We start from the raw sequence: 21,533 nt of genomic DNA on the forward strand, positions 1-21,533 counted from the left end.
GTCGATGCCGCTTCTTCACATTGAAAATATCAGCCGCAGCTTTGGCTCGACGCGAGCGCTTGCCGGCGCCGATCTTGTGATCGAGCGCGGCGAGATTGTGGCACTCATGGGCGCAAACGGTGCAGGTAAGTCGACGCTGGTCAAAATCCTTTCCGGCGTACTGCCGGCCGATGGCGGCACTGTCCGTCTCGATGGCCGCCCCTTCGCGCCGCGCAGCCCGGCGGAAGCGGCAAGGGCCGGTATCGTCACCGTGCATCAGTCGACGGATCTGGTCGGCGCGGCCGGCCTGACCGTTGCCGACGCCCTGCTTCTCAACCGTTTCGCCGATCGCAGCACGCCCTTCTTCGTCACGCGCGCCGGCATTCGCCGCGCGGCGCAGGCGATGCTCGATGCTGCCGGCTTCACCTTGCCGCTCGACCGTGATTTCGGCGAACTCGCCGGCGCCGATCGGCAACTGGTGGCAATCGCACGGGCGCTCGCCAACCGCGCCGATCTCCTCATTCTCGATGAGCCGACGGCGAGCCTTTCCGGAGAGGAAAGCCGCCGTCTCTTTGACATTCTGCTGAGGCTTCGCCAAAGGGGACTGGCAATCCTTTATATATCGCATCGCACCGCCGATCTCGAAGCGATCGCCGACCGCGCGCTCGTCATGCGCGGCGGCCGTGTCGTCGGCACCTTCTCGCGGCCGATCGATTTTTCGAGCGCCATCGAGACGATGATCGGCCGAAGACTCGATGCGGCGCGGCCGGATGCGCGGCCCGCGACCGGCCCGGTGATTTTCGAGATGCGCGATGCCTGCCTGCTGCCGACAGGCGCGTCCTTCGATCTGTCGCTGCATGAGGGCGAGGTGGTTGCGGTGACCGGCGTGCTCGGCGCCGGCAAGAGCCGGCTGCTCCAGGCGATCTTCGGCGTGACGGCGCTTGAGGGTGGCACGATGTTTCTCGACGGTCGGCCTTATCGGCCGAAAAGCCCGACCGAAGCGATTGCCTCAGGCGTTGCGATGGCCGCCGAAGACCGTCATCGTTCCTCGCTGATGCCGGCGGCATGGCCCGGCCATTCGCTGGCGGCGACGATCAGCCTACCACATCTTGCCAAATGGTATCCGCGCGGTTTTCTCCTCGGTGGACGCGAACGACGCGAGGCCGAGCAGGCGATCGCCGGTTTCGGCATCAAGGCATCCGGTCCGCTTGCCTCCGTCTGGTCGCTGTCCGGCGGCAATCAGCAGAAAGCGGTTATCGCCCGCTGGGAAGCGGAACCGAGCCGGCTTCTGCTGCTCGACGAACCGTTCCAGGGTGTCGATGTCGGTGCCCGCCGCGACATCATCCAGGCAATCCGTGCCCGCACCGACCGGGCGACGCTGATTGCGACCTCCGATCCCGAGGAGGCCCATGAGGTGGCCGACCGCATCCTGGTCATCGACCGCCACGTGCTGGCACCCGCTGCAATCGGGATTGCCGCTCCTTTCGCCATTCAGGGAATATTCGCATGACGACGATCGACGACGACGCTCTTTCGCGGGCAGGCACTCGGCCAAAGGCACCGCACGCCAATAGCGGCCGCCTTGCGGCTTTCGGGGCGTTTCTCCGCGCTGGCGCGGTGTTCATCCTGCTTGCGCTGCTGATCGTCGGGTTTTCGATCGCCGAGCCCGCCTTCATCAATATCGCCAATCTGATGAGCATCCTGCAGGCGGTGTCGGTGGTCGCCATTCTCGGCGCCGGCGTCACCGTCACGCTTGCCGTCGGCGGCTTCGACCTGTCGATCGGCGCCGTCGCCGCATCGAGTGTGATGGCGGCGAGCTACGCGATGATCGTCTGGGGCCTCGACGCCTATGCGACAGTGCCGCTGGTGCTTGCCTTCGGCGCTCTGGTCGGGCTCGTCAACGCCTTGCTGATCGTGCGCCTGAAGGTGCCGGATCTGCTGGCGACGCTGGCGATGATGTTCCTGCTGTCCGGCCTGCAACTCATCCCCACAGCCGGCCGGTCGATTTCATCAGGTCTCACTTTGCCCGATGGTTCGAAGGCGACCGGCGCCTACGATCCGGCCTTTCTGCTGATCGGCCGCTACAGCATCCTCGGCACCCTGCCCGTTTCCGTCGTGCTGATGGCGACGGTCGCCGTCCTGCTCTTCGTTCTGACCGAACGCACCCGCATCGGCCGGCTGCTGTTTGCGACCGGCGGCAACGAGGTCGCCACCCGGCTTGCCGGGGCCTCGACCGTCAGGCTGAAGACGCTCGCCTATGTCTTGTCGGGCACCCTGGCCTCGCTTGGCGGCATCGTGATCGCCGCCCGCGTCGGGCGTGGCGACATCTCTTCCGGCGGTTCGCTGCTGATGGATTCGGTTGCCGCCGCGCTGATCGGTTTTGCGGTTCTCAATTTGCGGCGTCCGAACGTGCTCGGCACCATCGCCGGCGCCGTCTTCGTCGGCGTGCTGCTGAACGGCCTCACCATGCTGAACGCCGCCTATTACACCCAGGATTTCGTCAAGGGCGCCGTGCTCGTCGGATCCTTGGCGCTGACCTACGGCCTCGGCCGCAGCAATCCCCTAATTCCAAGGAAGATAAAATGACTCGCGAGATCAGGCTGAACGCCTTCGACATGAATTGCGTCGGACACCAGTCGCCGGGGCTCTGGCGCCATCCGCGCGACAGATCCTGGACATACAAGGATCTCGACTATTGGGTGCATCTGGCAAAGACGCTGGAGCGCGGCAAGTTCGACGGGCTGTTCATTGCCGACGTGCTCGGCGTCTACGATGTGTTGAACGGCAATGTCGATGCCGCCCTTCGCCATTCGGCGCAGGTGCCGGTCAACGACCCGCTGCAGCTCATCCCGACCATGGCCTACGAGACCCAGCACCTCGGCTTCGGCCTGACGGCGTCGCTCTCCTTCGAGCATCCCTACACCTTCGCCCGCCGCATCTCGACACTCGATCATCTGACCAAAGGCCGCGTCGGCTGGAATATCGTTACCTCCTATCTCAACAGCGGCGCGCTCAACATCGGTCAGCCGGCGCAGACGGGACATGACGATCGCTACGCCCTCGCCGAGGAATATCTCGAAGTCTGCTACAAACTCTGGGAAGGCAGCTGGGAGGACGGCGCCATCGTCCGCGACCAGGAAAGCGGCATCTTCACCCATCCAGAAAAAGTCCACCCGATCCGTCATTCCGGCCGGCATTTCAACGTGCCCGGCATTCATCTGAGCGAACCCTCGCCGCAGCGCACGCCGGTGCTCTACCAGGCCGGCGCCTCCAGCCGCGGCAAGGATTTCGCCGGCGCCCATGCCGAATGCATCTTCGTGGCGTCGCCATCCAAGGCGGTGCTGAAACGTTATGTCGCCAATGTACGCGAGGCGGCCGAGCGTATCGGCCGCAACCCGCGCGACATTCTCGCCTTCAACCTCCAGACAGTGATCCTCGGCGAGACCGATGCCGAGGCGCAGCGCAAATTCAACGAATACCGCAAATATGCCTCCTTCGAGGGCGCGCTGACGCTGATCTCCGGCTGGACCGGTATCGATTTCGGTCAGTTCGGGCCGGATGAGGTGCTGCGCCACCGTCATACCAATGCGGTTCAGTCGGCCGTCGAGACCTTCACCACCATCGATCCAACCAAGGAATGGACGGTGCGTGAAATGGCCGACTGGGTCGGCGTCGGTGGTTTTGGTCCCGTTTTCGTCGGCTCGCCGCAGACGGTCGCCGATCTGATGCAGGAATGGATCGAGGACACCGATGTCGACGGCTTCAACCTTGCCTATGCCGTGACGCCCGAGAGTTTCGAGGATGCTGTGGATCTGCTGGTACCGGAATTGCAGAAGCGCGGCGTCTATAAAACCGAATATGCCGAGGGCACGCTGCGCGAAAAGCTTGGGGGAGTGGGACCGCGGCTTGTTGCGCCGCATCCGGGTGCGACTTATCGCAACCTTTTCGGCGAGCCCGCGCGCATCGCTGCCAGCGGCTAAGCGAATAATGGCTGGCTGACAAAAAATGTCTCGCGGCGCCCGGCCATTTCGAATTTAACCTCTATGCCAATTGGCATTTCGCCCTGAATATGGGTGCTCTAGATTTGATCGATCAGGAGGGGTCATGACTGTACCATCTATCTCACGGCGCACGCTGATGAAGGGCGCGGCCCTGCTCCTCGCTTCTACGTCTCTCTCCCGCCACGCGCTGGCGCAGACGGCGGCGGCCGGCGGCCGGCTGATCGTTGCGGCCGATTCGGAGCCAAAGAACCTCAATCCCGCCATCGTCGCTTCGAACGGCGTCTTTTTCATCGCCAGCAAGGTGATCGAACCGCTGGCCGAAGCCTCGTTCGACGGCAAGGACGGTCTTGCGCCGCGCCTTGCCACCTCCTGGGAGGGCTCGGCCGATGGCCTCTCCGTCACCTTCAAGCTGCGCGACGGCGTTACCTGGCATGACGGCAAGCCGTTCACCTCGCTCGATGTCGCCTTCTCCGCGCTCAATATCTGGAAGCCGCTGCAGAATCTCGGCCGCCTGGTCTTTGCCAATCTCGAAGCCGTCGATACCCCCGACGACTACACCGCCGTGTTCCGCTTCTCCAAGCCGACGCCGTTCCAGCTCATCCGCAATGCCTTGCCCGTCGTTACCAGCGTCGTCGCCAAGCACATCTTCGACGGCAGCGATATCGCCACCAATCCGGCCAACAATACGCTGGTCGGCACCGGTCCGTTCAAATTCGCCGAATACAAGCCCGGCGAATATTACCGGCTGACGCGCAATGAAAACTACTGGGGCGAGGACCAGCCGAAGCTCGACGAGATCGTCTTCCGCGTGTTGCCCGACCGAGCGTCGGCGGGTGCGGCGCTCGAAGCCGACGAAATCCAGCTGGCCGCCTTCTCGGCCGTGCCGCTGGCCGATCTCGACCGCATCTCCAAGGTCGACGGCATCAAGGTGATCTCCAAAGGTTATGAGGCCTTGACCTACCAGCTCGTCGTCGAGATCAATCACCGCCGCAAGGAGCTCGCCGACCTCAGGGTCCGTCAGGCGATCGCGCAGGCGATCGACAAGAAATTCGTGGTCGACACGATCTTCCTCGGATACGCCGCCGCCTCCACAGGCCCGGTGCCGAAGAATGCGCCGGAATTCTATACATCCGATGTCGCGAATTATGATTTCAACCCTGCCGCCGCCAACGATATTCTCGACAAGGCGGGGTACAAACAGGGAGCGGACGGCAACCGCTTCAAGCTGAAGCTTCGCCCCGCACCCTATTTCAACGAGACCCGCCAATTCGGCGATTACCTTCGCCAGGCGCTTGCCGTGATCGGCATCGATGCCGAGATCGTTAATGCCGACGCGGCCGCCCACCAGAAGGCTGTTTATACCGAGCACGATTTCGATCTTGGCGTCGGCCCGCCGGTCTTCCGTGGCGATCCGGCGATCTCCACCACCATTCTCGTCCAATCCGGCACGCCTGACGGTGTGCCCTTTTCCAACCAGGGCGGCTACGTCAATCCAGAGCTCGACAAGATCATCCATCAGGCCTCCGAAACCGTCGACACGGCGGCGCGCACCGATCTCTATCGCAAGTTCCAGCAGCTCGTCGCCGCCGATCTGCCGCTGATCAACGTCGCGGAATGGGGCTTCATCACGGTCGCGCGCGACACCGTGCTCAACGTCTCCGACAATCCGCGCTGGGCCGTCTCGAACTGGGGCGATACAGCGCTGCAGTCGTGATAGGATCGGCGGCAATGCTCTTCCAGAGGCCCTGTCCGGCGTGAAACGTGCAATCATCCTCCTCAGGCGCAGGGCGATCAGCAGCATTCCGGTGCTGCTGATCGTGGTGATTTTCACCTTTTTCCTGCTCGAATCCGCCTCTGGCGATGCCGTTGACGCCTATCTCGGTTCGATCGGCGGTGGCGATGCGGCACTCAGGCAGTCGCTGCGTGAGAGTTACGGCCTCGACCAGTCCATGTTTGCCCGGCTTTGGCTCTATCTTTCCTCGCTGGCGCGGCTCGATCTCGGCTGGTCGGTCGCCTTCGGCCGGCCGGTCGGTGCACTGATTGCCGAACGGCTGCCCAATACGCTGCTGTTGATGGGCAGTGCCACCGCGCTGTCTTTCGGCTTGGGCTCGGCGCTCGGTATTGTTGCCGGCGCCCAGCCGGGCGCCCTTCGCGACCGATTGCTGTCGATCGGTTCGCTGATCGTCTACGCCATTCCGAGCTTCTGGCTCGGTCTGGTTCTGAGCATCGCCTTTTCGGTGAAGCTGCGCTGGTTTCCGATCGCCGGCATCGAGACGATCGCTTCCGGCAAGACGGGATTTTCGCGCGCGCTCGATATTGCCGATCATCTGGTCCTGCCGGTCGGCGCACTTGCGTTGATCTATCTCGCCTTGTTCCTGCGGGTGATGCGAGCCGGCATGGCCGAGGCTTGGAAGCTGGATTTCGTCCTCTTTGCCCGCGCCAAAGGCCTGTCGCGCAGCCGCATCGTGCTGCGCCACGTGGCGCGCAATGCGTTGCTGCCGCTCGTCACCATGCTCGGGCTGCAATCGGCAGCCATGCTCGGTGGCAGCGTGGTGATCGAGAGCGTCTTTGCTATTCCCGGGTTCGGGCGGCTGGCGCAGGACGCGGTCAACGGCCGCGATGCGCCCTTGTTGATGGGCATTATCGTCACCAGCGCCGTCCTCGTCATTTCGGTCAACTTCCTCGTCGATCTCGTCTATGCCGCGCTCGATCCGCGCATCGGCACTTCGGAGGGCCGCGCATGAGCCGTCTCCGGCGCCTCCTCAGTACGCCGGAAGGCACGGTCGGGCTTGCGATCCTTGCGCTCCTGCTTTTAGCCGGGCTCGCTGCTCCGATCATCTCGCCGGGTGATCCGCTGAGGATCGCCGGCCGGGCGCTGCTGCCGCCATTCACCGATCCGGCCTTTCCGCTCGGTACGGACCGCCTTGGCCGCGATGTGCTCGCCGGCCTCATTTATGGCGCACGCACCTCGCTCGCCGTCGGCCTCGCCGCGGCTTTTTCGGCGATGATCCTCGGCGTCTGTGTCGGCATGGCCGCCGGTTTTGCCGGCGGGATCGTCGACGAGGCGCTGATGCGTGTGGTCGACGCCTTCCAGATCGTACCAGGCTTCCTGCTTGCGCTTGCCTTCGTCAGCACCATCGGCGTCTCGACGCCGGTCGTCGTCCTTGCCATCGCGCTCGGCACCTGGGCCGATCCGGCGCGGCTGACGCGGGCGCAGGTGCTGGCGATCCGCGAGCAGGATTACGTCGCCTCTGCAAGGGTGATCGGCATGCATCCGGCCGAGATCGCCTTCCGGGAAATCCTGCCGAACGCTTTGCCGCCGGTGCTGGCGCTCTCGGCCACTATCGTCGCCGGCGCAATTCTCACTGAGGCAGCACTTTCCTTCCTTGGTCTTGGCAATCCCAATATCGCCACCTGGGGCTCGATGATCGCCGAGGGCCGCAGTGTGCTGCGTTCGGCCTCCTATCTCTCGGTCATACCGGGCGCGGCACTCGCCGTCACCGTGCTCGGCGTCCATCTGTTCAGCGAGGGTCTCGGCAAGATGCTTGGCGATGCCGGCGGGAGGGCGTCATGAGCGGCACCTTATGCAGCCTGCGGCAGCTTTCGGTCACCTACGGGCGCGGCAGGAGCAGTGCCGTCGCGCTCGACCATATCGATCTCGATATTGCCACCGGCGAAAGGCTGGCGATCATCGGCGAAAGCGGCTCCGGCAAAAGTACGCTCGCCCGGGCGCTCGCCGCTCTGCTGCCCGATGGGGCGAAGGTCGGCGGCGAGATGCTCTGGCCCGCCCTCGGCCACCCGCCCCGCCCGGGCCGCGATTTCGGCTTCGTCTTCCAAGATCCGGGCACAAGCCTCAATCCCGTCCTGACGATCGGTGAGCAGATCGCCGAAGGCGCCAGGCGCCATCTCGGCTTCAGCTGGAAACAGGCCTATACCAGGGCAGAAGAGCTGCTTGGGCGGGTGCGGATGTCTGAGCCCGGCAAGGCGATGCTGGCCTATCCGCACCAGCTTTCCGGCGGTCAGCGCCAGCGCGTGGCGATGGCTGCGGCCATCGCCGCGAAACCAGCGCTGCTGATCGCCGACGAGGCGACCAGCGCGCTCGATGTCGTCGTCCAGGCCGAGATCGTCCGCCTGCTCGACGGGCTGGTGCGCGAGGACGGCATGACGCTGCTTTTCATCACCCACGACATTGCGCTTGCCTCCGGCTTCGTCGACCGCATTGCCGTTTTCCGCGACGGGAAGCTGGTCGAGGCGGGACCGGTCCGTTCGGTGATTTCGGCGCCGAAAAGCGGCTATACCGCCGCCCTCATCGCCAGCCACCGCGACCTCGCGACGCCACCGCTGATAGCGGAGGTGCCGTCATGAATAAAATGCTGCTGTCCGTCGAAAATCTGTCAAAAGGGTTTTCTTCCGCAGGGCGTCAGGTTGCCGCCCTTGACAGCGTGTCCCTGACGATTGCGGCCGGCGAAACACTTGGGCTCGTCGGCGCTTCCGGCAGCGGGAAATCGACGCTGTCGCGCATCCTGCTGCGGCTTCTCCCGGCCGATGGCGGATCGATCCGCTTCGAGGGGGAGAATTGGCTAACGCTGAACGGCGCGTCCTTGCGCCGCCGGCGCGCGCGCATACAGATGGTATTCCAAGATCCGCTTTCTGCCTTCAATCCTCTGGCGAGCGTCGGCACTGTTCTCGACGATCCGATTCGCATCCACGGCGTCGTCGCAAGAGACCAGCGCCCCGGCGAGATCGCCATGCTTCTCGAACGGGTCGGTCTGCATGCCGATTTCGCCGGCCGGCCGCTCCGCACGCTCTCCGGCGGCCAGCGCCAGCGCGTGGCGATCGCCCGGGCAATTGCGACACGGCCCTCGCTGCTCGTGCTCGACGAGGCGGTCTCGGCGCTCGACGTCACCGTGCGCGGCAGGATCCTCGAACTTCTGGTCGATCTGCAGAGAGAACAGGGCATTGCCTGCCTGTTCATTTCGCACGATCTTGCTGTGGTCCGCGCCGTCTCCCACCGCATTGCCGTCATGGAAGGCGGGCGGATCGTCGAGATCGGCCCGGCAGCGGCGGTGGTTGACGCGCCGCAATCCGATGCCGCCCGTGCGCTTGTTGCCGCCGTCCCCCGTCTCGTCATCGATCCATCGTGAAGGAAGTATCCATGTCCGATCCTGGTTGGAATCCCTTACATGGCGCGCCACCCTATCCGGCAGAGCGCTATGCCGTTCTTGCCGACAGAATTGGCAGCATCCTGCGCAGCCGCAACGACATATTGCTGGTGCAGGCGGAGGCGGTGGTGGCGCTGGAGGCGGCGGCAATCAGTCTTGCCCGTCCCGGGCTCTCGGTGCTTAACATCGTCACCAGCCTCTATGGCGGCTGGTTCGGGCAGTGGCTGCGGCGAGGTGGTGCTACGGTAAGGGATATCTCCGCCGAACCGGGGCGGCCGGTGGAGATCGAGGCGATCGCTAAGGCGTTGGACGCCGGTCCTCCTATCGATGTACTCGCCCTGGTTCATGCGGAATCAGCAAGCGGCATTCTCAACCCGCTCCCCGAGATACTGGCGCTTGCACGCGCCCGGGGCATCGTTACCGTCGTCGATGCGGTCGCTTCGATCGGCGGTCATCGGCTCGACGTCGACGATCTCGGCATCGACATCGCGGTGATCGGCCCGCAGAAGGCGTTTGGCGGTCCGGCCGGCGTGTCGGCGCTCTCGGTCAGCCGGCGCGCCTGGGACCTCATTCTGAGTGATGGTGCGCCGCGCGATTCGATCCTGTCGCTGGCCGATCTGAAATCATGGATCGACGGTGGCCGGCGGGCTCTGCCGGGAACGCCGGCGCCGTTGGAATTCTTCGCGCTCGAGACCGCACTCGACCGCATCGAGGCCGAAGGTCTGGAGAACATCGTCGCCCGCCATGCGCTGGCAGCATCGGCGACACGGGCAGGGCTTGCAGCGCTCGGCATAGGGGTCTGGGTGCCGGCAACCAAGGCCTCGAGCCTGGTGACAGCGGTGCCGGTGCCGAAGGCATTGGCGCCTGATGCGCTGATCGCCGCTGCGGGGCGGCTGGGGGTGGAGTTGACGGAAGGTGTCGGAACTGCGCCGGCCCGTCTCCTGCGGCTGAACCATACGGGTCCGCGCGCCGCATTCCAGACGGTGCTGTCGAATGTGGTGGCCTATGGCGCGGCCCTCAGGCAGGCCGGTTATCCCTGCGATATCGCCGCCGCTGCGGAGGCGATATCTGCGGCCTACAGCCGCTGAAAGCCGGATACGGCCCTTGATAATCTCGGCTTCTCAAGGCAGGAGAGTAGCATCGCGGAGATTTGTGCAGATGACGAGATTGCTGGATGCGCAGGGCCTGGAGATTTCCCATGAGGGACATCGCACCCGCCTGAAATGGCACCGGCTGCGTAAACGCTTTGCCGATCCGCTGTTCTCAGCCGAAGTGATGGCAGAGGGATTTGCAGCGGGCGCCTCGATGGAACTCGATCTGCGCGTGCGCGCCGACGGCGGTTTCGTCGTTCTGCACGACGAGGACTTCGAAGGGGAAACGACCGGTCATGGACCGATCACCGAAAAGCGCCGCAGCGACCTCAGCGATATCAGGATGCGGGAGGGCGACCGACCGCTGATCCTCAGCGAGGACCTCGCTGCCATGTTGCAATCGGCCCACCCGGCCGCATTGCTGCAATTCGACATGAAGGACGACTACGAGGCGGTCGGCGCCGGCGGCATTACGCATCTTGCCGCGCATTTCCAGGATATCGCCGCTTCTGTGATCGTCAGTGCCGGCAGCCTGGACCTCATCGTCGCGGTCAAGGAGAAGCTTCCGCATCTCTTGCGCGGCATCGATCCGACCGACAAGCTATACAATATCTGGCAGGCCAGCGGCTGGAAGGCCGTCGAGATGGAATTGCGCGCCGACCTGCGCGGCCCGACCGAACCGGACACGATCTATCTCCACTGGCGGCTGATCCTTGACGCGGCCAGGGAAGGTTTCGATATGATCGGGCTCTGCCAGGACGAAGGCAAACGGGTCGACGCCTGGACCTTTACCCTGAAGGATCCGGAGGCCGGTTTCAGCGAAGAGGAATGGAAAAACTTCCAGGCATTGATGGCCCTGAAGCCGCATCAGATCACCACAGACGAGGCGCCGGCAACCGAACGCTCCTGGCGCCAACGCATGGCGGGTTAACCGTTGAGTGTGAGCCCCTCGATGGCGAGGATAAAGGCGAATTCGCCGGCAAGCCCCGGCGCGTGGGCGATGACCGGTCCGCCATCGGCAAGCAGCCTGTCGACATCCGGCATTGCCACCGTGGCGCCCGCCTCTTCGGCGATCAGCGAGCCGGCGAGCATGTCCCAGGCATTGAGGTGGCGTTCGTAATAGAGATCGGCAGCACCCTCGGCGACGCGAACGAGATCGATCGCCGCCGCGCCTGTGCGGCGATAGTCCATGCCGCGTTCGTGGAGCCGCTTGGAGAGCGCCAGATGGTCGTCGAAACTGGTCTTGCGGGAATGGCCGAGAATGACGAGCGCATTGACCGGATCGGTGGTTGCGGCCGCATGGATCGGCAGCCCGTCCTTGAAGGCGCCGCCGCCGCGGATCGCGTGAAAGACCTTGTCCTCGGTGGCATCGTAGACCACGCCGATCTCGACCCTGCCGCCGGCGACGAAGGCGATCGAGACAGCCCAATGCCGGAAGCCCCTGATATAGTTGGTCGTGCCGTCGATCGGATCGACGACCCAGGTGCCGCCCTCGCCCGATCGCCCGCCACTTTCTTCGCCCATGAACATATCGCCCGGAAAGCGTAAGAGCAGCCCGTCACGGATCGCCTGTTCGGCCTTCCGGTCGGCGATAGTGACGAAGTCCTGCAATCCCTTGTTCTCGACGGCCAGCGCGCCGGGGTTCGAGTCGCGCCGAAACCGGGCCGCTTCCCGTCCGACCTCGAGGGCGACTGACATCGCGACCTCTGCACGAGCGTGGATGGCAGCGGCGTCGAATGCGGAATCCATCAGGCAGTCCTTCTTTTTATCAGTGTCACCGGCGTGAATTCGACACGCGCCGTCAAATCCGGCTCGGCCATCCGGCTGATCAGCAGGTCGATCGTCTGTTCGGCCTGAATGTCGCAGGGCTGGCGGATGGTCGTGAGGTCGTAGGCGGCCCAGCTTGCCTGTGGAATGTCGTCGTGACCGATGATGGAGAGCGGCGGTGCATCATCGCGGCCGCGGCCCTGCATGACACGGTCGACTACGCCGCAGGCCATGTAGTCATTGGCGCAGAACAACCCATCGATACCGGATGCGGCAAGGTCGGCTGCGGCATCATAGCCGCTCTTGTAGTCGTTGACCCTGAGCTGCAGGAACTGCGTCTCGGCCCCGAGTTGCTTGCAGCGCGCAAGGAACGCTTCGCTGCGCCGCCGCGCCGTGTAGGAGATAGCAGGAGCCGACATGACGGCGGGCCTTTGCACGCCGTTGCCGATCAGATGGTTGGCGGCGAGATGGCCGGCCATACGATCGTCGGAGATGATGCGGTCGACGAACGGGATGTCATTGCCCTTGTTGATCAGCACGATCGGCACGCCCTCGGCCGCACATTGCTCGCAGATTTCGGTCGGCGGCGCATCCGAGGTGACGATGACGCCCGAGACGGCGTAGTGCAGCAACTGGCCAATGACCGTCGACGTATCTGCCTCCTGCGAGGTCGGCAGCAGGATGGGCCGGAAATTGCGGGCGATCAGCACCCTTGCCAGGTTCTCGATCTGCAGCGTGCGGAACGGATTGTCGAGGCCGGCGGCGACGAGGCCGACGAGATCGGAGCGTTTGTTGGTGAGGCTTCGGGCAAGATAGTTCACCCGGTAGCCGAGTTTCTTGGCGGCCTCAAACACCTTCTCGCGCGTCTTCGGCGAGACGCTGGCATCGGGCGTGAAGGCGCGCGACACGGCGGCGCGTGAGACACCGGCCACACGCGCCACGTCGAAGGAGGTTACCTTGCGCGGTCCCTTATCCCTGTCTGCCAACTGCTTTTTCCCTCTCCGCCGGCGGCCGCATCAGATCGGGCAGATCCGTGCAGATGCCGAGAACCGGAAGCTTCATGATGTCATTGAGAATGGTCCGCCGCTCCTCGTGCCAGAGCACAATCTCGCGGCCCGCCTCGAAAGCGCGATGCATCAGCGCTTCGGTCACCAGTGCCTGTGGCCGCTCACCTGCCCTCTCCCAGCAGAGATGCAGGATATCGGCGCCGGCCTCGTCGCCGAGCGCATGTGGATCGTGGCCGACGCGGATCAGTACCGAAAGCGGGAAGTCGCAGCCCGCGTCGCGGAGTTCGTACACCTGCGCCGTATCGAAGGAGCCGAGGCAGGCAAAACGCTGGTTCATCTCGGCAAGATGCCGCCAGCAGAGCAGGCCGGTTCCAGGCGCCTTAAGCTCGATATAGAGGCCGGTGCCGGTCTCGCGGCCGAGGGCCGCGACCTCCGTAAAACTTGGGACATCGACGCCGTCGAGGGCGGCGAGTTCGGACGCCGTCATTTCTGAAATGCGGCGGTCGATGCCGAAAACACGCTCGAGATGGTCGTCATGGGAGACGACGACCACGCCGTCGCGGGTCAGCTGCGTGTCGAGCTCCCACATTTCAGCGCCGAGTTCGGCGGCGCGGCGGAAGGCAGCGATCGTGTTCTCGCGCTCGTGGCCGCTGGCGCCGCGATGGCCGATGCAGAAGGGAAGCCGGCCCTTTCCCGTCGGCCAGCCGTAGCGGGTGAAAAATGCCTGGAAATCACGGGTCATCAGAGCCTCCTGCCATGTTCGTCGAAGACGAAGACGCCGCGGCTGTCGATCGCCCAGCGGACATCGTCGCCGACGTGAACATCATTGCGCACCGGCTGGATCGAGCGCAGCAGCGGCCCGCCGGCAAGCGCCACGTCGTAGAGGTTCTCGCGGCCTTGCGTTTCGGCGAAGGTGACCTTGCCGGAGACGGGGACGTCACCCGCAGGCGTAAAATGCTCCGGCCGGACGCCGAGCATCAGCTTCGTGCCCTCGGCGGCACCGACGGAGCCTGGCAAGGGCACCCGGATCTCGCTTTCCGGGATTGCGAAGGCACCCTTGTCGACGATGCCGCGCAGGAAGGTGATCGGCGGATTGCCGAGGAAGCCGGCGACGAAGGCGGTTTTCGGATCATTGTACATCTCGGCCGGCGTGGCGATCTGGACGATCTCGCCTTCCTTCATGATGGCGATGCGGTCGCACATGCTCATCGCTTCCACCTGGTCATGGGTAACGAGAATGGCGGTAATGCCGGTTTGGCGCTGCAGGCGGCGGATCTCCGAGCGCATTTCGAGACGCAGCTTGGCGTCGAGATTGGCGAGCGGCTCGTCGAGCAGCAACACGTCGGGCTTACGGATCAGCGCTCGCGCCAGCGCAACGCGCTGCTGCTGGCCGCCAGAAAGCTGCGCCGGACGGCGTTCCATGAGATTGCTGATATGTACGAGCCCGCAAATGCGCTCGACCTCCTTGCGGATTTCGGCGGCGTTGACGCCCTTCACCTTCAGGGGGAAACCGATGTTCTCGGCAACCGTCATGTGCGGATAGAGCGCATAGGACTGGAAGACGACGCCGACATTGCGGGCCTGGCTCGGCAGGTCCGTAACGTCCCGGTCGCCGAAGAGGATGCGTCCGCTGGTCGGCCGGTGAATGCCGCAGACCGAAAAAAGTGTCGTCGATTTGCCGCAGCCGGAAGGACCGAGCAGCGCCAGCATCTCGCCATCGCCGACTTCGAGCTGCATGTTCTCGATGACTTTGGTGGAGCCGAAGCTCTTCGAAAAATTGTCGAGGAGGATGCGCATCAGCCTTTGCTCCCGCCGCCGTAGATGTTCATGAGATATTTGTTGAAGAGTGCGTAAGCGATCAGCACCGGAATGAGATAGAAGAGGCCGACCGCCTTGAACATATTGAAATCGTAATTGTTATCGTCGGCGAGGAAGCCCGCGAGATAGACCGACAGCACCTGCACCTGATTGCCCGGCGCCAGCACCTGCGGCAGGATGAATTCGCCCCAGCCGGCGAGGAAGGAGAACAGGCCGAGCGCCATGATGCCGGGTTTGACCTGCGGCAGCACGAGGCTGCGCCAGACGCGGAAACGCGAGGCGCCGTCGACGACACCGGCCATTTCGATTTCCCACGGCACGGTGTCGTAAAAGCCCTTCATCAGCCAGATGCCGAGCGGCAGGTCGATTGCCGCCTTCACCAGAATGACGCCGATCAGCGAGTTGTAGAGGCCGATCATCTGCAGCACGATGAAGATGGCGATGATCAGTGTCACCGACGGGAAGGCGTGCAGCACCATGACGCCGGCAAGGAAAAAGCCGCGCGCCGGCACGTTGAGCCGCGACAGCACGTAACCGGCCATCGACGAGACGATCAGCACCAGGCTGGTGGTGCAGGCCGAAAACAGCAGCGTATTCAGCGTCACCTGCCAGATATTCGCCTTGCCTGCCGTCGTCTGCCACAGGAAGCGCCAGTGATTAAGCGTCAAGCCGGAGGGCAGCAAGGCATCCGGCTGCCTCACCGTCACAGTGTCGAGAAAGAGATAGACATACATCAGGAGCAGCGGCAGGCTGACGATGGTCAGCGCCGTTATGACAGGCCAGCTGCGGTAGTTTGCCGAGGGCTGCGAGCGTTCGGCCATGGTCAATCCTCGATCAGGGGCTTGGCGACAAGCGTGCCGTAGTTGAAGACGCGCAGATAGAGGAGCGACAGCGTCACGCCGATGACGACGAGCACCAGCGCCATGGCGGCGCCCAGCCCGTATTCGAGATTGCCGGCATAATTCCGGAGCGCGGTGTGATAGGCGGCGAGCGCCCAGACCTCGGTGGCGTTGCCCGGCCCGCCATTGGTGGCAAGCAGGATTTCATTGAAGGAGGCGAGCAGCGACAGCGTCTGGTAGCAGGTGACGAAGAGGATCGGCCAGCGCATTTGCGGCAGGATGATGTAGCGGATCTGCTGCCAGCGCGAGGCGCCGTCGACCTCGCTCGCGTGGAACTGGCTCTTCGGAATGGCTTTCATTGCCGAGGAAAACACCAGCATGCCCATCGAAGCGCCGATGAAGCCGTTGATCAGCACGACGAAGAACCAGGCATTATAGGCGGTATCGAGCAGGTAGTTCTTCGGGAGGTAGCCGAACTTGCCCATCAGAATAGAGATGAAGCCGCTGTCCCATGCGAGCCACTTCCATAGCAGGACGTAGATGACGACGGGCGTGATGCGCGGCAGGAGCCAGATGCCGCGAAAGATCGAGGCAGGCGTCGGCGGCATATAATGTGTCCAGATGGCAAGCAGCAGGGCATAACCGACATTGAAGAGCGTCAGCACCAGCGCGACATAGAGCACGGTATTGAAAAGCACACGCGCCATGTCGGGCGAACTGGCCATGCGTGAGAAATTCTCGGTCGTCCAGGTCCAGCCGGTATAGGTGGTCTTGGCGACAATTTCCTTCTGCTCCGGCGTCAGCTTGAAACCCAGACCGTCCAGCGCTGAAAACAGCTGCTCCTTGCTGGCGAAGCGGGTGTTGAGGACGGAGCGGTTGAACTGTTCGGAGATCTGCTTGACCTCACGTGTCGAAGGTCGCTCGGCGAGATCCTTGATCATGCGCTCGACATCGCGGCGTGCCGGGAAGACCTCGCCTATGTGTTTAGCGCGCAATTCCGCGGCAATCCCCGGCGCAAGCCTAAGGCCCTCGACGGCCGTGAGGCCTGCCTCGTCGATCGTGTAGCGCGGTTCGGCCATCTCAGTGGCGATCTCCGGCATCGCCGATTTCAGAGCGATCAGGGAGTTGGGCGCGATCTGATAGACGCCGCCGGAAATGCCGGTCGCCGTCGTCATATTGGTCATCGCGAAGACTGCCGTCAGAACCACCGGCATCAGGAAGAACAGGATGATCATGACCGCCGCAGGCGCGATCATCACCAGTCCAAGCGTTCTGGACGATTTCATGGAAGGCCTCCTCGCGAAACCGACCGGGCGGCGGGGTGCTGCCGCCCGGTGGAATGCTTCAGCGGATGACGATCTTGTCGCCGAGCGTGCTTTTCAGCTCGCTCTCGGCATCGCCGACGGCGGCGTCGACGGTCTTGGCCCCGGTCCAGGACGCTTCGAGGTTCTTCCACATGATGTTCCAATATTTGCCGAAATCGGAATTGTTCGGCATCGCATTGGCATACGGGAGCAGGCGCTCGGTGGCTTCGCGGGTCCAGCGGTCGGCCGAGTAAAAGTCGACGGTGGATTCCGACTTGGAGATGCCGAGATGGGCCGATTTGACCGCATGCAGCGCATTGGTGCGCGGCTCGGAGGCGATCTTGATCAGTTGGGCGGCGATCTCCGTGTCTTCCTTGTCGTGACCTGCGGTCAAGAGGTAGACGAGCGGATGGGTCAGCGTGTTGGCCTTGCCGCCTTCGCCGGCGGGGATCAGCGTGAAGATCACGTTGCCGAAGAAGTCCTTGAGGCCTTCCTGGTTGACGAGGCGGGCATAGTGCCAGGTGCCGCCGTCCCAGATGCCGGCCTTGCCGGTAGCGACTTCCTTCCACCACTGATCACCAGGCATGCCGATATGGTTCTTCTTGGTGACGCCTGATTTAACTGCGTCGGCGAAGAACTGATAGGTGCGGGTCATCGCGGCCTTGTCGAAAACAAGCTTGCCGCCTTCTTCCATCGTGCCGCCGAAGCTTGTGTAGAACTGCCAGTAGTCAGGTCCATTGCTGGTGCGCGGATAGAAACCATAGCCGGGCTGGACGAGGCCCTTGTCCTGCATCTTCTTGGCGTCTTCGAGCAGGTTTTTCATGGTGTATTTGCCGTCCTGGACACTCTGCGGCAGCGCATCCAGATCGGCATCGCTATAGCCGATCGCCTTCATGTAAGGCTTCCAGAAGAACATCGGGCGGGACTCGGCATCCTGCGGAATGCCGTAGACGGCGCCGTTGTAAGAGGCGATCTTCAACAGGTTTTCATAGATGTCGCTGAGCGGCCAGGAATCCAGATCGACGTAATCCTCGATCGGAACGATGAGGCCTGCCTGCGACCAGGGTGCGATGTCTTCATGGCCGCTGACGACGATGTTCGGGGCAGTCTTGGCTTCCGCAGCAAGGGTCAGCGCCTGTTTGAAATCCTCCCAGGCTGCATAGGGCTTCTTCTCGACGGTGATCTTCAGGTCTTCGCCCTTGAGGGCAGCCTCGCGCTGCAACTGCTGGGCTGCGATCTCGATGGCGTCCAGGCGATAGACGTCGTTCGGGCCGGTGCCGCCGGCCCAGACGCTGATGTGAACGTCCTTGGCGAGCGCAATGGCAGAGCTCGAGGCCAGGATGGCGGCCGCGATGGCAAGGGATTTCAGTGTCGGCAAGATGGTCATTTTCTTCGTCTCCCTGGAAGAGCAGTGTGAAGCCTCTTGGCGGGTCAGCACTGCTGATGATGGCCGCTCCGAAACCCCACGAAAACGTGACGATGTCCGCTCTAAGGGTTCGATGTAACGGCCGAATGACAAAATTGAGCACGTGTGCAAAATTATTATGACGATGTCCGGGCGACTTGCAAGCGGCGGTTTTCGACGGGCGTCTTTTCCGCAGCGCCGCGCGTCTTTTGAGGCGGGCAAAGGAGGCAGCGACACCTTCAATCCGCGCATTGCGCTTTTCGAAACCAGTTCCGATTTTCGGGCCGATGCGCTAGCATAACCTCATGAGCCTTGAATCCGTCCGCGCCTTCCTGCGTGCGCATGCACCCGATATCGACATCATCGAAACCGCCGAGAGTTCCTCGACGGTGGCGCTTGCCGCTGAAGCCCATGGCGTTGAGCCCGCCCAGATCGCCAAGACGATCTGCCTGCGTGTCGGCGGGCAGATGATGCTGGTCGTTGCCGCCGGCACGGCGCGGCTCGACAATCGTAAATTCAAGGAGACTTTCGGAGGAAAGGGGCGCATGCTCGACGCTGAAGGGGTCGTCATGGTCACCAGCCATCCAGTCGGCGGCGTCTGCCCTTTCGGCCTGCCCTCGCCGTTGCCGATCTATTGCGATATCTCCCTGAAGCGCTTCGACGAAGTCGTGCCGGCGGCCGGCTCGACGAATTCGGCCGTGCGCATCGACACCGGACGGCTGGCGGAGCTTACCGGCGCCAGATGGGTCGATGTCTGCCAGTAAGCGGCAGTAATGGTGGCCGAAGAACTTCACACTGGGAAAAGAGTACCTATATGAGGTCTCGACATGCCGTCATTGCGCATGACAGGAGATCAGGAATGCCGGGTGCCGTTTCGCGTTTTGCCAAGATTGCGGCGATTGCCGTACTGACGAGCGCCACGATTTTTGCTTCCCTCGGCGATGCCGAGGCGCGCCGCGCCGGCGGCGGTTTCGGGAGCCGCGGTACGCGGACCTTCCAGGCTCCGCCTGTCACCCAAACTGCGCCCGCTCCCGCCGCACCGATCGAACGATCGATGACGCCGCGCCCGCAAACGACTGCACCTGCTAGCGCGCAGCAGCCCTTCGGCGCCCAGCGCCCCGGTCTTTTCGGCGGCTTTGGCCGTTCGATGATCGGCGGCCTGATTGCCGGCGGCCTCCTCGGCATGCTGCTCGGTCACGGTTTTGGCGGCGGCTTCGGCTTCCTCGGCATGCTGCTGCAGGTCGCCTTGATCGGCGGCGCCATCATGCTCGCCATGCGTTATTTCGCCAATCGCCGCCAGCCCTCCTATGGCGTCGGCGGCCAGAATCGATCCAACGCTCAGTCTTATGGCCAGCAGTCGTATGGGATGTCGTCCGCAAACAATTCGTCTTTCCAGATCCCGGCGATCGGTTCGGGTGCCGGCTCAGCTTCGCCCTCGCGCGGCAATCGCCCGAGCGACGAGATCGGGCTGGCGCAAGCCGATCTCGATCAGTTCGAGGAGTTGCTGACCGACGTTCAGACCGCTTACGGTGCCGAAGACTACGCCACGTTGCGCAAGCTGACGACGCCTGAGGCGATGTCTTATCTTGCAGAGGAACTCGGCGAAAACGCCACCAACGGCGTGCGTAACCGCGTCTCTGACGTCAAGCTGCTGCAGGGTGATATCGCCGAGGCCTGGCGCGAAGATGGCGGGGACTATGCGACACTCGCCATGCGTTACTCCTCGGTCGATGCCATGGTCGAACGCGACAGCGGCCGTGTCGTTTCCGGCGACGACCGCCGCCCGAGCGAAAGCACCGAAGTGTGGACCTTCGTGCGCAAGCCCGGCGCCGACTGGAAGCTCGCGGCGATCCAGGGAAGCGAGCAGCGCGCCGCCTGAGGCGGCGCCTCTGCTGGCTTAATTGACCGCCACCGGTTTAGAACGCATGCGCGAAACCGTTTCGCGTTCTGCCCGCTTGCAGCGCATTGGCGGCAGGCCGCGGTCCATCAGGTCCATATCTTCGAGCACCATGTCGCCCATCTTCTTGAAGGCGCTGTCGAGCGCTCCGGCCCGGTGCGCCGAGCGGATGAAGCCTTTCAGGCTCCGCACCGGGTGGTCGGGCGCCAGCGGCTCCTCGGGATAGACGTCGCTTGCCGCGACGATATGGCCTGCCGAGACGGCCGCCATCAGCGCGTCGAAATCGACGACATCGGCGCGGCTGAGCAGGATGAAGGCAGCACCCCTGCGCATGCCGGCGAAGGCCTCCGCGCCGAGAAAAGCCTTGTTTTCGCTGGTGACGGCAGCGACGACGAAGATGAAATCGCTCTTTGTCAGCACATCTTCCAGGCTTGCCGGCTCAACGCCGTTTTCCTCGAGGATCGAGCGGGGCAGCCAGGGATCGAACACCCTGATGCGCGCCCTGAAGCCGGACAGCAGCCGGCGCAGCGCCTTGCCGAGATCGCCAAAGCCGACAATGCCGATCTCGGATCCGGCGATCAGCCGTGCACTCGCATTGCCCTCCCCGCCCCAGAGTTCGGTGCCCTGGCGGAACGCGACATCCGCATCGACGATGCCGCGCGCCAAGGCCAGCGCGAAGCCGAGACCGATTTCGGCGACCGGCTCGGCAAACACCTGGCCTGTCGTCACGACATGAATGCCGCGCTCAAAAAGCAGCTCATAGGGCATGTTGTTCAAGAGATTGCTTTCGACGTTGAGGATCGAGCGCAAGGCCGGCATTCTGCCCAGCGTTTCCACTGAGAGCGGCGGTTGGCCGATAATGTAACGGGTCCTGGCAAGGATCTCGTCGCCGAGCCCGGCGATATTGTCGGGATCGGCCTCGACGATCTCGTATTTTGCGTGCAGTTCGGCGCGCGCCTTGTTGCTGAAAATCAGATCGAGCGAGCGCGGCTCGGGCGCGCTGATCGCCAGCGGCCGTTCGGTGTTCGTCATGGGCATCTCCTCCATCGCGGCGATGCGCCGCCTCGGCTCGATTGATAGCCGCTGTGCCGGGCCGTTTCCAGGTGGATCTTCGGGCAATGGGAAAAGCTCGCGAAAACGGCATTTGCCTATCAGATAAGCAATTGAATTGCCTTGCTATTTCATGGCATTTTCGTTGACGGCGCGAGTTCGTTGAATTAGCCTGATGCAAGTGGCGCTCGGTGGCCGCCGCGGAATTACTCG

Annotated in this window: 20 protein-coding genes; 12 read left to right on the forward strand and 8 right to left on the reverse strand. The window is 63.5% G+C overall.

What is annotated here, in order from left to right; genetic code table 11:
* Window positions 1–4 precede the first annotated feature (4 nt).
* From GR197_RS15405 to GR197_RS15450, 10 genes are all read left to right on the forward strand, one after another.
* Window positions 5–1,489: a sugar ABC transporter ATP-binding protein gene (locus GR197_RS15405; protein WP_164010997.1), complete on the forward strand. Its 1,485-nt coding sequence runs from the start codon at window positions 5–7 to the stop codon at window positions 1,487–1,489.
* Window positions 1,486–2,565: an ABC transporter permease gene (locus tag GR197_RS15410; protein WP_164011000.1), complete on the forward strand. Its 1,080-nt coding sequence runs from the start codon at window positions 1,486–1,488 to the stop codon at window positions 2,563–2,565. The genes GR197_RS15405 and GR197_RS15410 overlap by 4 nt, the downstream gene beginning before the upstream one ends.
* Window positions 2,562–3,959, forward strand: coding sequence for an LLM class flavin-dependent oxidoreductase (locus tag GR197_RS15415; protein ID WP_164011002.1), 1,398 nt, complete (start codon window positions 2,562–2,564; stop codon window positions 3,957–3,959). Before GR197_RS15410 ends, GR197_RS15415 begins: the two co-directional genes overlap by 4 nt.
* Window positions 3,960–4,083: 124 nt before the next feature.
* Window positions 4,084–5,694, forward strand: coding sequence for an ABC transporter substrate-binding protein (locus GR197_RS15420; protein ID WP_164011004.1), 1,611 nt, complete (start codon window positions 4,084–4,086; stop codon window positions 5,692–5,694).
* Between the two features lie 40 nt (window positions 5,695–5,734).
* Window positions 5,735–6,724 (forward strand): ABC transporter permease subunit, encoded by a 990-nt coding sequence (locus tag GR197_RS15425; RefSeq protein ID WP_164011006.1) that lies wholly within the window; start codon window positions 5,735–5,737, stop codon window positions 6,722–6,724.
* Window positions 6,721–7,554 carry an ABC transporter permease gene (locus GR197_RS15430; RefSeq protein ID WP_164011008.1) on the forward strand — a complete coding sequence of 278 codons (834 nt, stop codon included), beginning with the start codon at window positions 6,721–6,723 and terminating at the stop codon, window positions 7,552–7,554. The genes GR197_RS15425 and GR197_RS15430 overlap by 4 nt, the downstream gene beginning before the upstream one ends.
* Window positions 7,551–8,345 carry an ATP-binding cassette domain-containing protein gene (locus tag GR197_RS15435; protein WP_164011010.1) on the forward strand — a complete coding sequence of 265 codons (795 nt, stop codon included), beginning with the start codon at window positions 7,551–7,553 and terminating at the stop codon, window positions 8,343–8,345. Before GR197_RS15430 ends, GR197_RS15435 begins: the two co-directional genes overlap by 4 nt.
* Window positions 8,342–9,124 carry an ABC transporter ATP-binding protein gene (locus tag GR197_RS15440; protein WP_164011012.1) on the forward strand — a complete coding sequence of 261 codons (783 nt, stop codon included), beginning with the start codon at window positions 8,342–8,344 and terminating at the stop codon, window positions 9,122–9,124. Before GR197_RS15435 ends, GR197_RS15440 begins: the two co-directional genes overlap by 4 nt.
* Window positions 9,125–9,135: 11 nt before the next feature.
* Entirely contained in the window at window positions 9,136–10,230 is a 1,095-nt protein-coding gene (locus GR197_RS15445; RefSeq protein WP_164011014.1) for a pyridoxal-phosphate-dependent aminotransferase family protein, read from the forward strand.
* 70 nt (window positions 10,231–10,300) lie between these two features.
* Window positions 10,301–11,164, forward strand: coding sequence for a glycerophosphodiester phosphodiesterase (locus tag GR197_RS15450; protein ID WP_164011016.1), 864 nt, complete (start codon window positions 10,301–10,303; stop codon window positions 11,162–11,164).
* Here GR197_RS15450 and GR197_RS15455 read toward each other — a convergent pair.
* The 7 genes from GR197_RS15455 to GR197_RS15485 are packed head-to-tail and all read right to left on the reverse strand — an operon-like array spanning window position 11,161 to window position 18,355.
* Entirely contained in the window at window positions 11,161–11,982 is an 822-nt protein-coding gene (locus tag GR197_RS15455) for an inositol monophosphatase family protein (RefSeq protein WP_164011018.1), read from the reverse strand. The two genes, GR197_RS15450 and GR197_RS15455, sit on opposite strands and share 4 nt — an antisense overlap.
* Window positions 11,982–12,986, reverse strand: a complete 1,005-nt coding sequence (locus GR197_RS15460; protein ID WP_164011020.1) for a LacI family DNA-binding transcriptional regulator — start codon at window positions 12,984–12,986, stop codon at window positions 11,982–11,984. The genes GR197_RS15455 and GR197_RS15460 overlap by 1 nt, the downstream gene beginning before the upstream one ends.
* Entirely contained in the window at window positions 12,970–13,749 is a 780-nt protein-coding gene (locus tag GR197_RS15465) for a glycerophosphodiester phosphodiesterase (RefSeq protein WP_164011022.1), read from the reverse strand. Before GR197_RS15465 ends, GR197_RS15460 begins: the two co-directional genes overlap by 17 nt.
* Window positions 13,749–14,804: an ABC transporter ATP-binding protein gene (locus GR197_RS15470; protein ID WP_164011024.1), complete on the reverse strand. Its 1,056-nt coding sequence runs from the start codon at window positions 14,802–14,804 to the stop codon at window positions 13,749–13,751. The genes GR197_RS15465 and GR197_RS15470 overlap by 1 nt, the downstream gene beginning before the upstream one ends.
* Complete coding sequence (locus GR197_RS15475) at window positions 14,804–15,646, reverse strand: carbohydrate ABC transporter permease (protein ID WP_164011026.1); 843 nt, start codon at window positions 15,644–15,646, stop codon at window positions 14,804–14,806. The genes GR197_RS15470 and GR197_RS15475 overlap by 1 nt, the downstream gene beginning before the upstream one ends.
* A 2-nt stretch (window positions 15,647–15,648) precedes the next feature.
* A complete protein-coding gene (locus GR197_RS15480) occupies window positions 15,649–16,950 on the reverse strand; it encodes a carbohydrate ABC transporter permease (protein WP_164011027.1) in 1,302 nt (433 codons plus the stop codon).
* A 58-nt stretch (window positions 16,951–17,008) separates the two neighbouring features.
* Window positions 17,009–18,355: an extracellular solute-binding protein gene (locus tag GR197_RS15485; protein ID WP_164011029.1), complete on the reverse strand. Its 1,347-nt coding sequence runs from the start codon at window positions 18,353–18,355 to the stop codon at window positions 17,009–17,011.
* A 323-nt stretch (window positions 18,356–18,678) separates the two neighbouring features.
* On the opposite strand from GR197_RS15485, the gene GR197_RS15490 reads away from it, so the two are divergent.
* Together GR197_RS15490 and GR197_RS15495 are read left to right on the forward strand one after the other, a co-directional pair.
* Window positions 18,679–19,137, forward strand: a complete 459-nt coding sequence (locus tag GR197_RS15490) for a YbaK/EbsC family protein (protein WP_164011031.1) — start codon at window positions 18,679–18,681, stop codon at window positions 19,135–19,137.
* Window positions 19,138–19,232: 95 nt separating this feature from the next.
* Entirely contained in the window at window positions 19,233–20,252 is a 1,020-nt protein-coding gene (locus GR197_RS15495) for a Tim44 domain-containing protein (RefSeq protein WP_164011032.1), read from the forward strand.
* An 18-nt stretch (window positions 20,253–20,270) separates the two neighbouring features.
* Here the strand turns inward: GR197_RS15495 and GR197_RS15500 are convergent, their stop codons facing one another.
* Window positions 20,271–21,302: a hydroxyacid dehydrogenase gene (locus tag GR197_RS15500; RefSeq protein ID WP_164011035.1), complete on the reverse strand. Its 1,032-nt coding sequence runs from the start codon at window positions 21,300–21,302 to the stop codon at window positions 20,271–20,273.
* Between the last annotated feature and the right edge of the window lie 231 nt (window positions 21,303–21,533).

The sequence above is a fragment of the Rhizobium phaseoli genome (assembly GCF_010668805.1).
In the GTDB taxonomy this organism is placed as follows: Bacteria; Pseudomonadota; Alphaproteobacteria; order Rhizobiales; family Rhizobiaceae; genus Rhizobium; species Rhizobium phaseoli_A.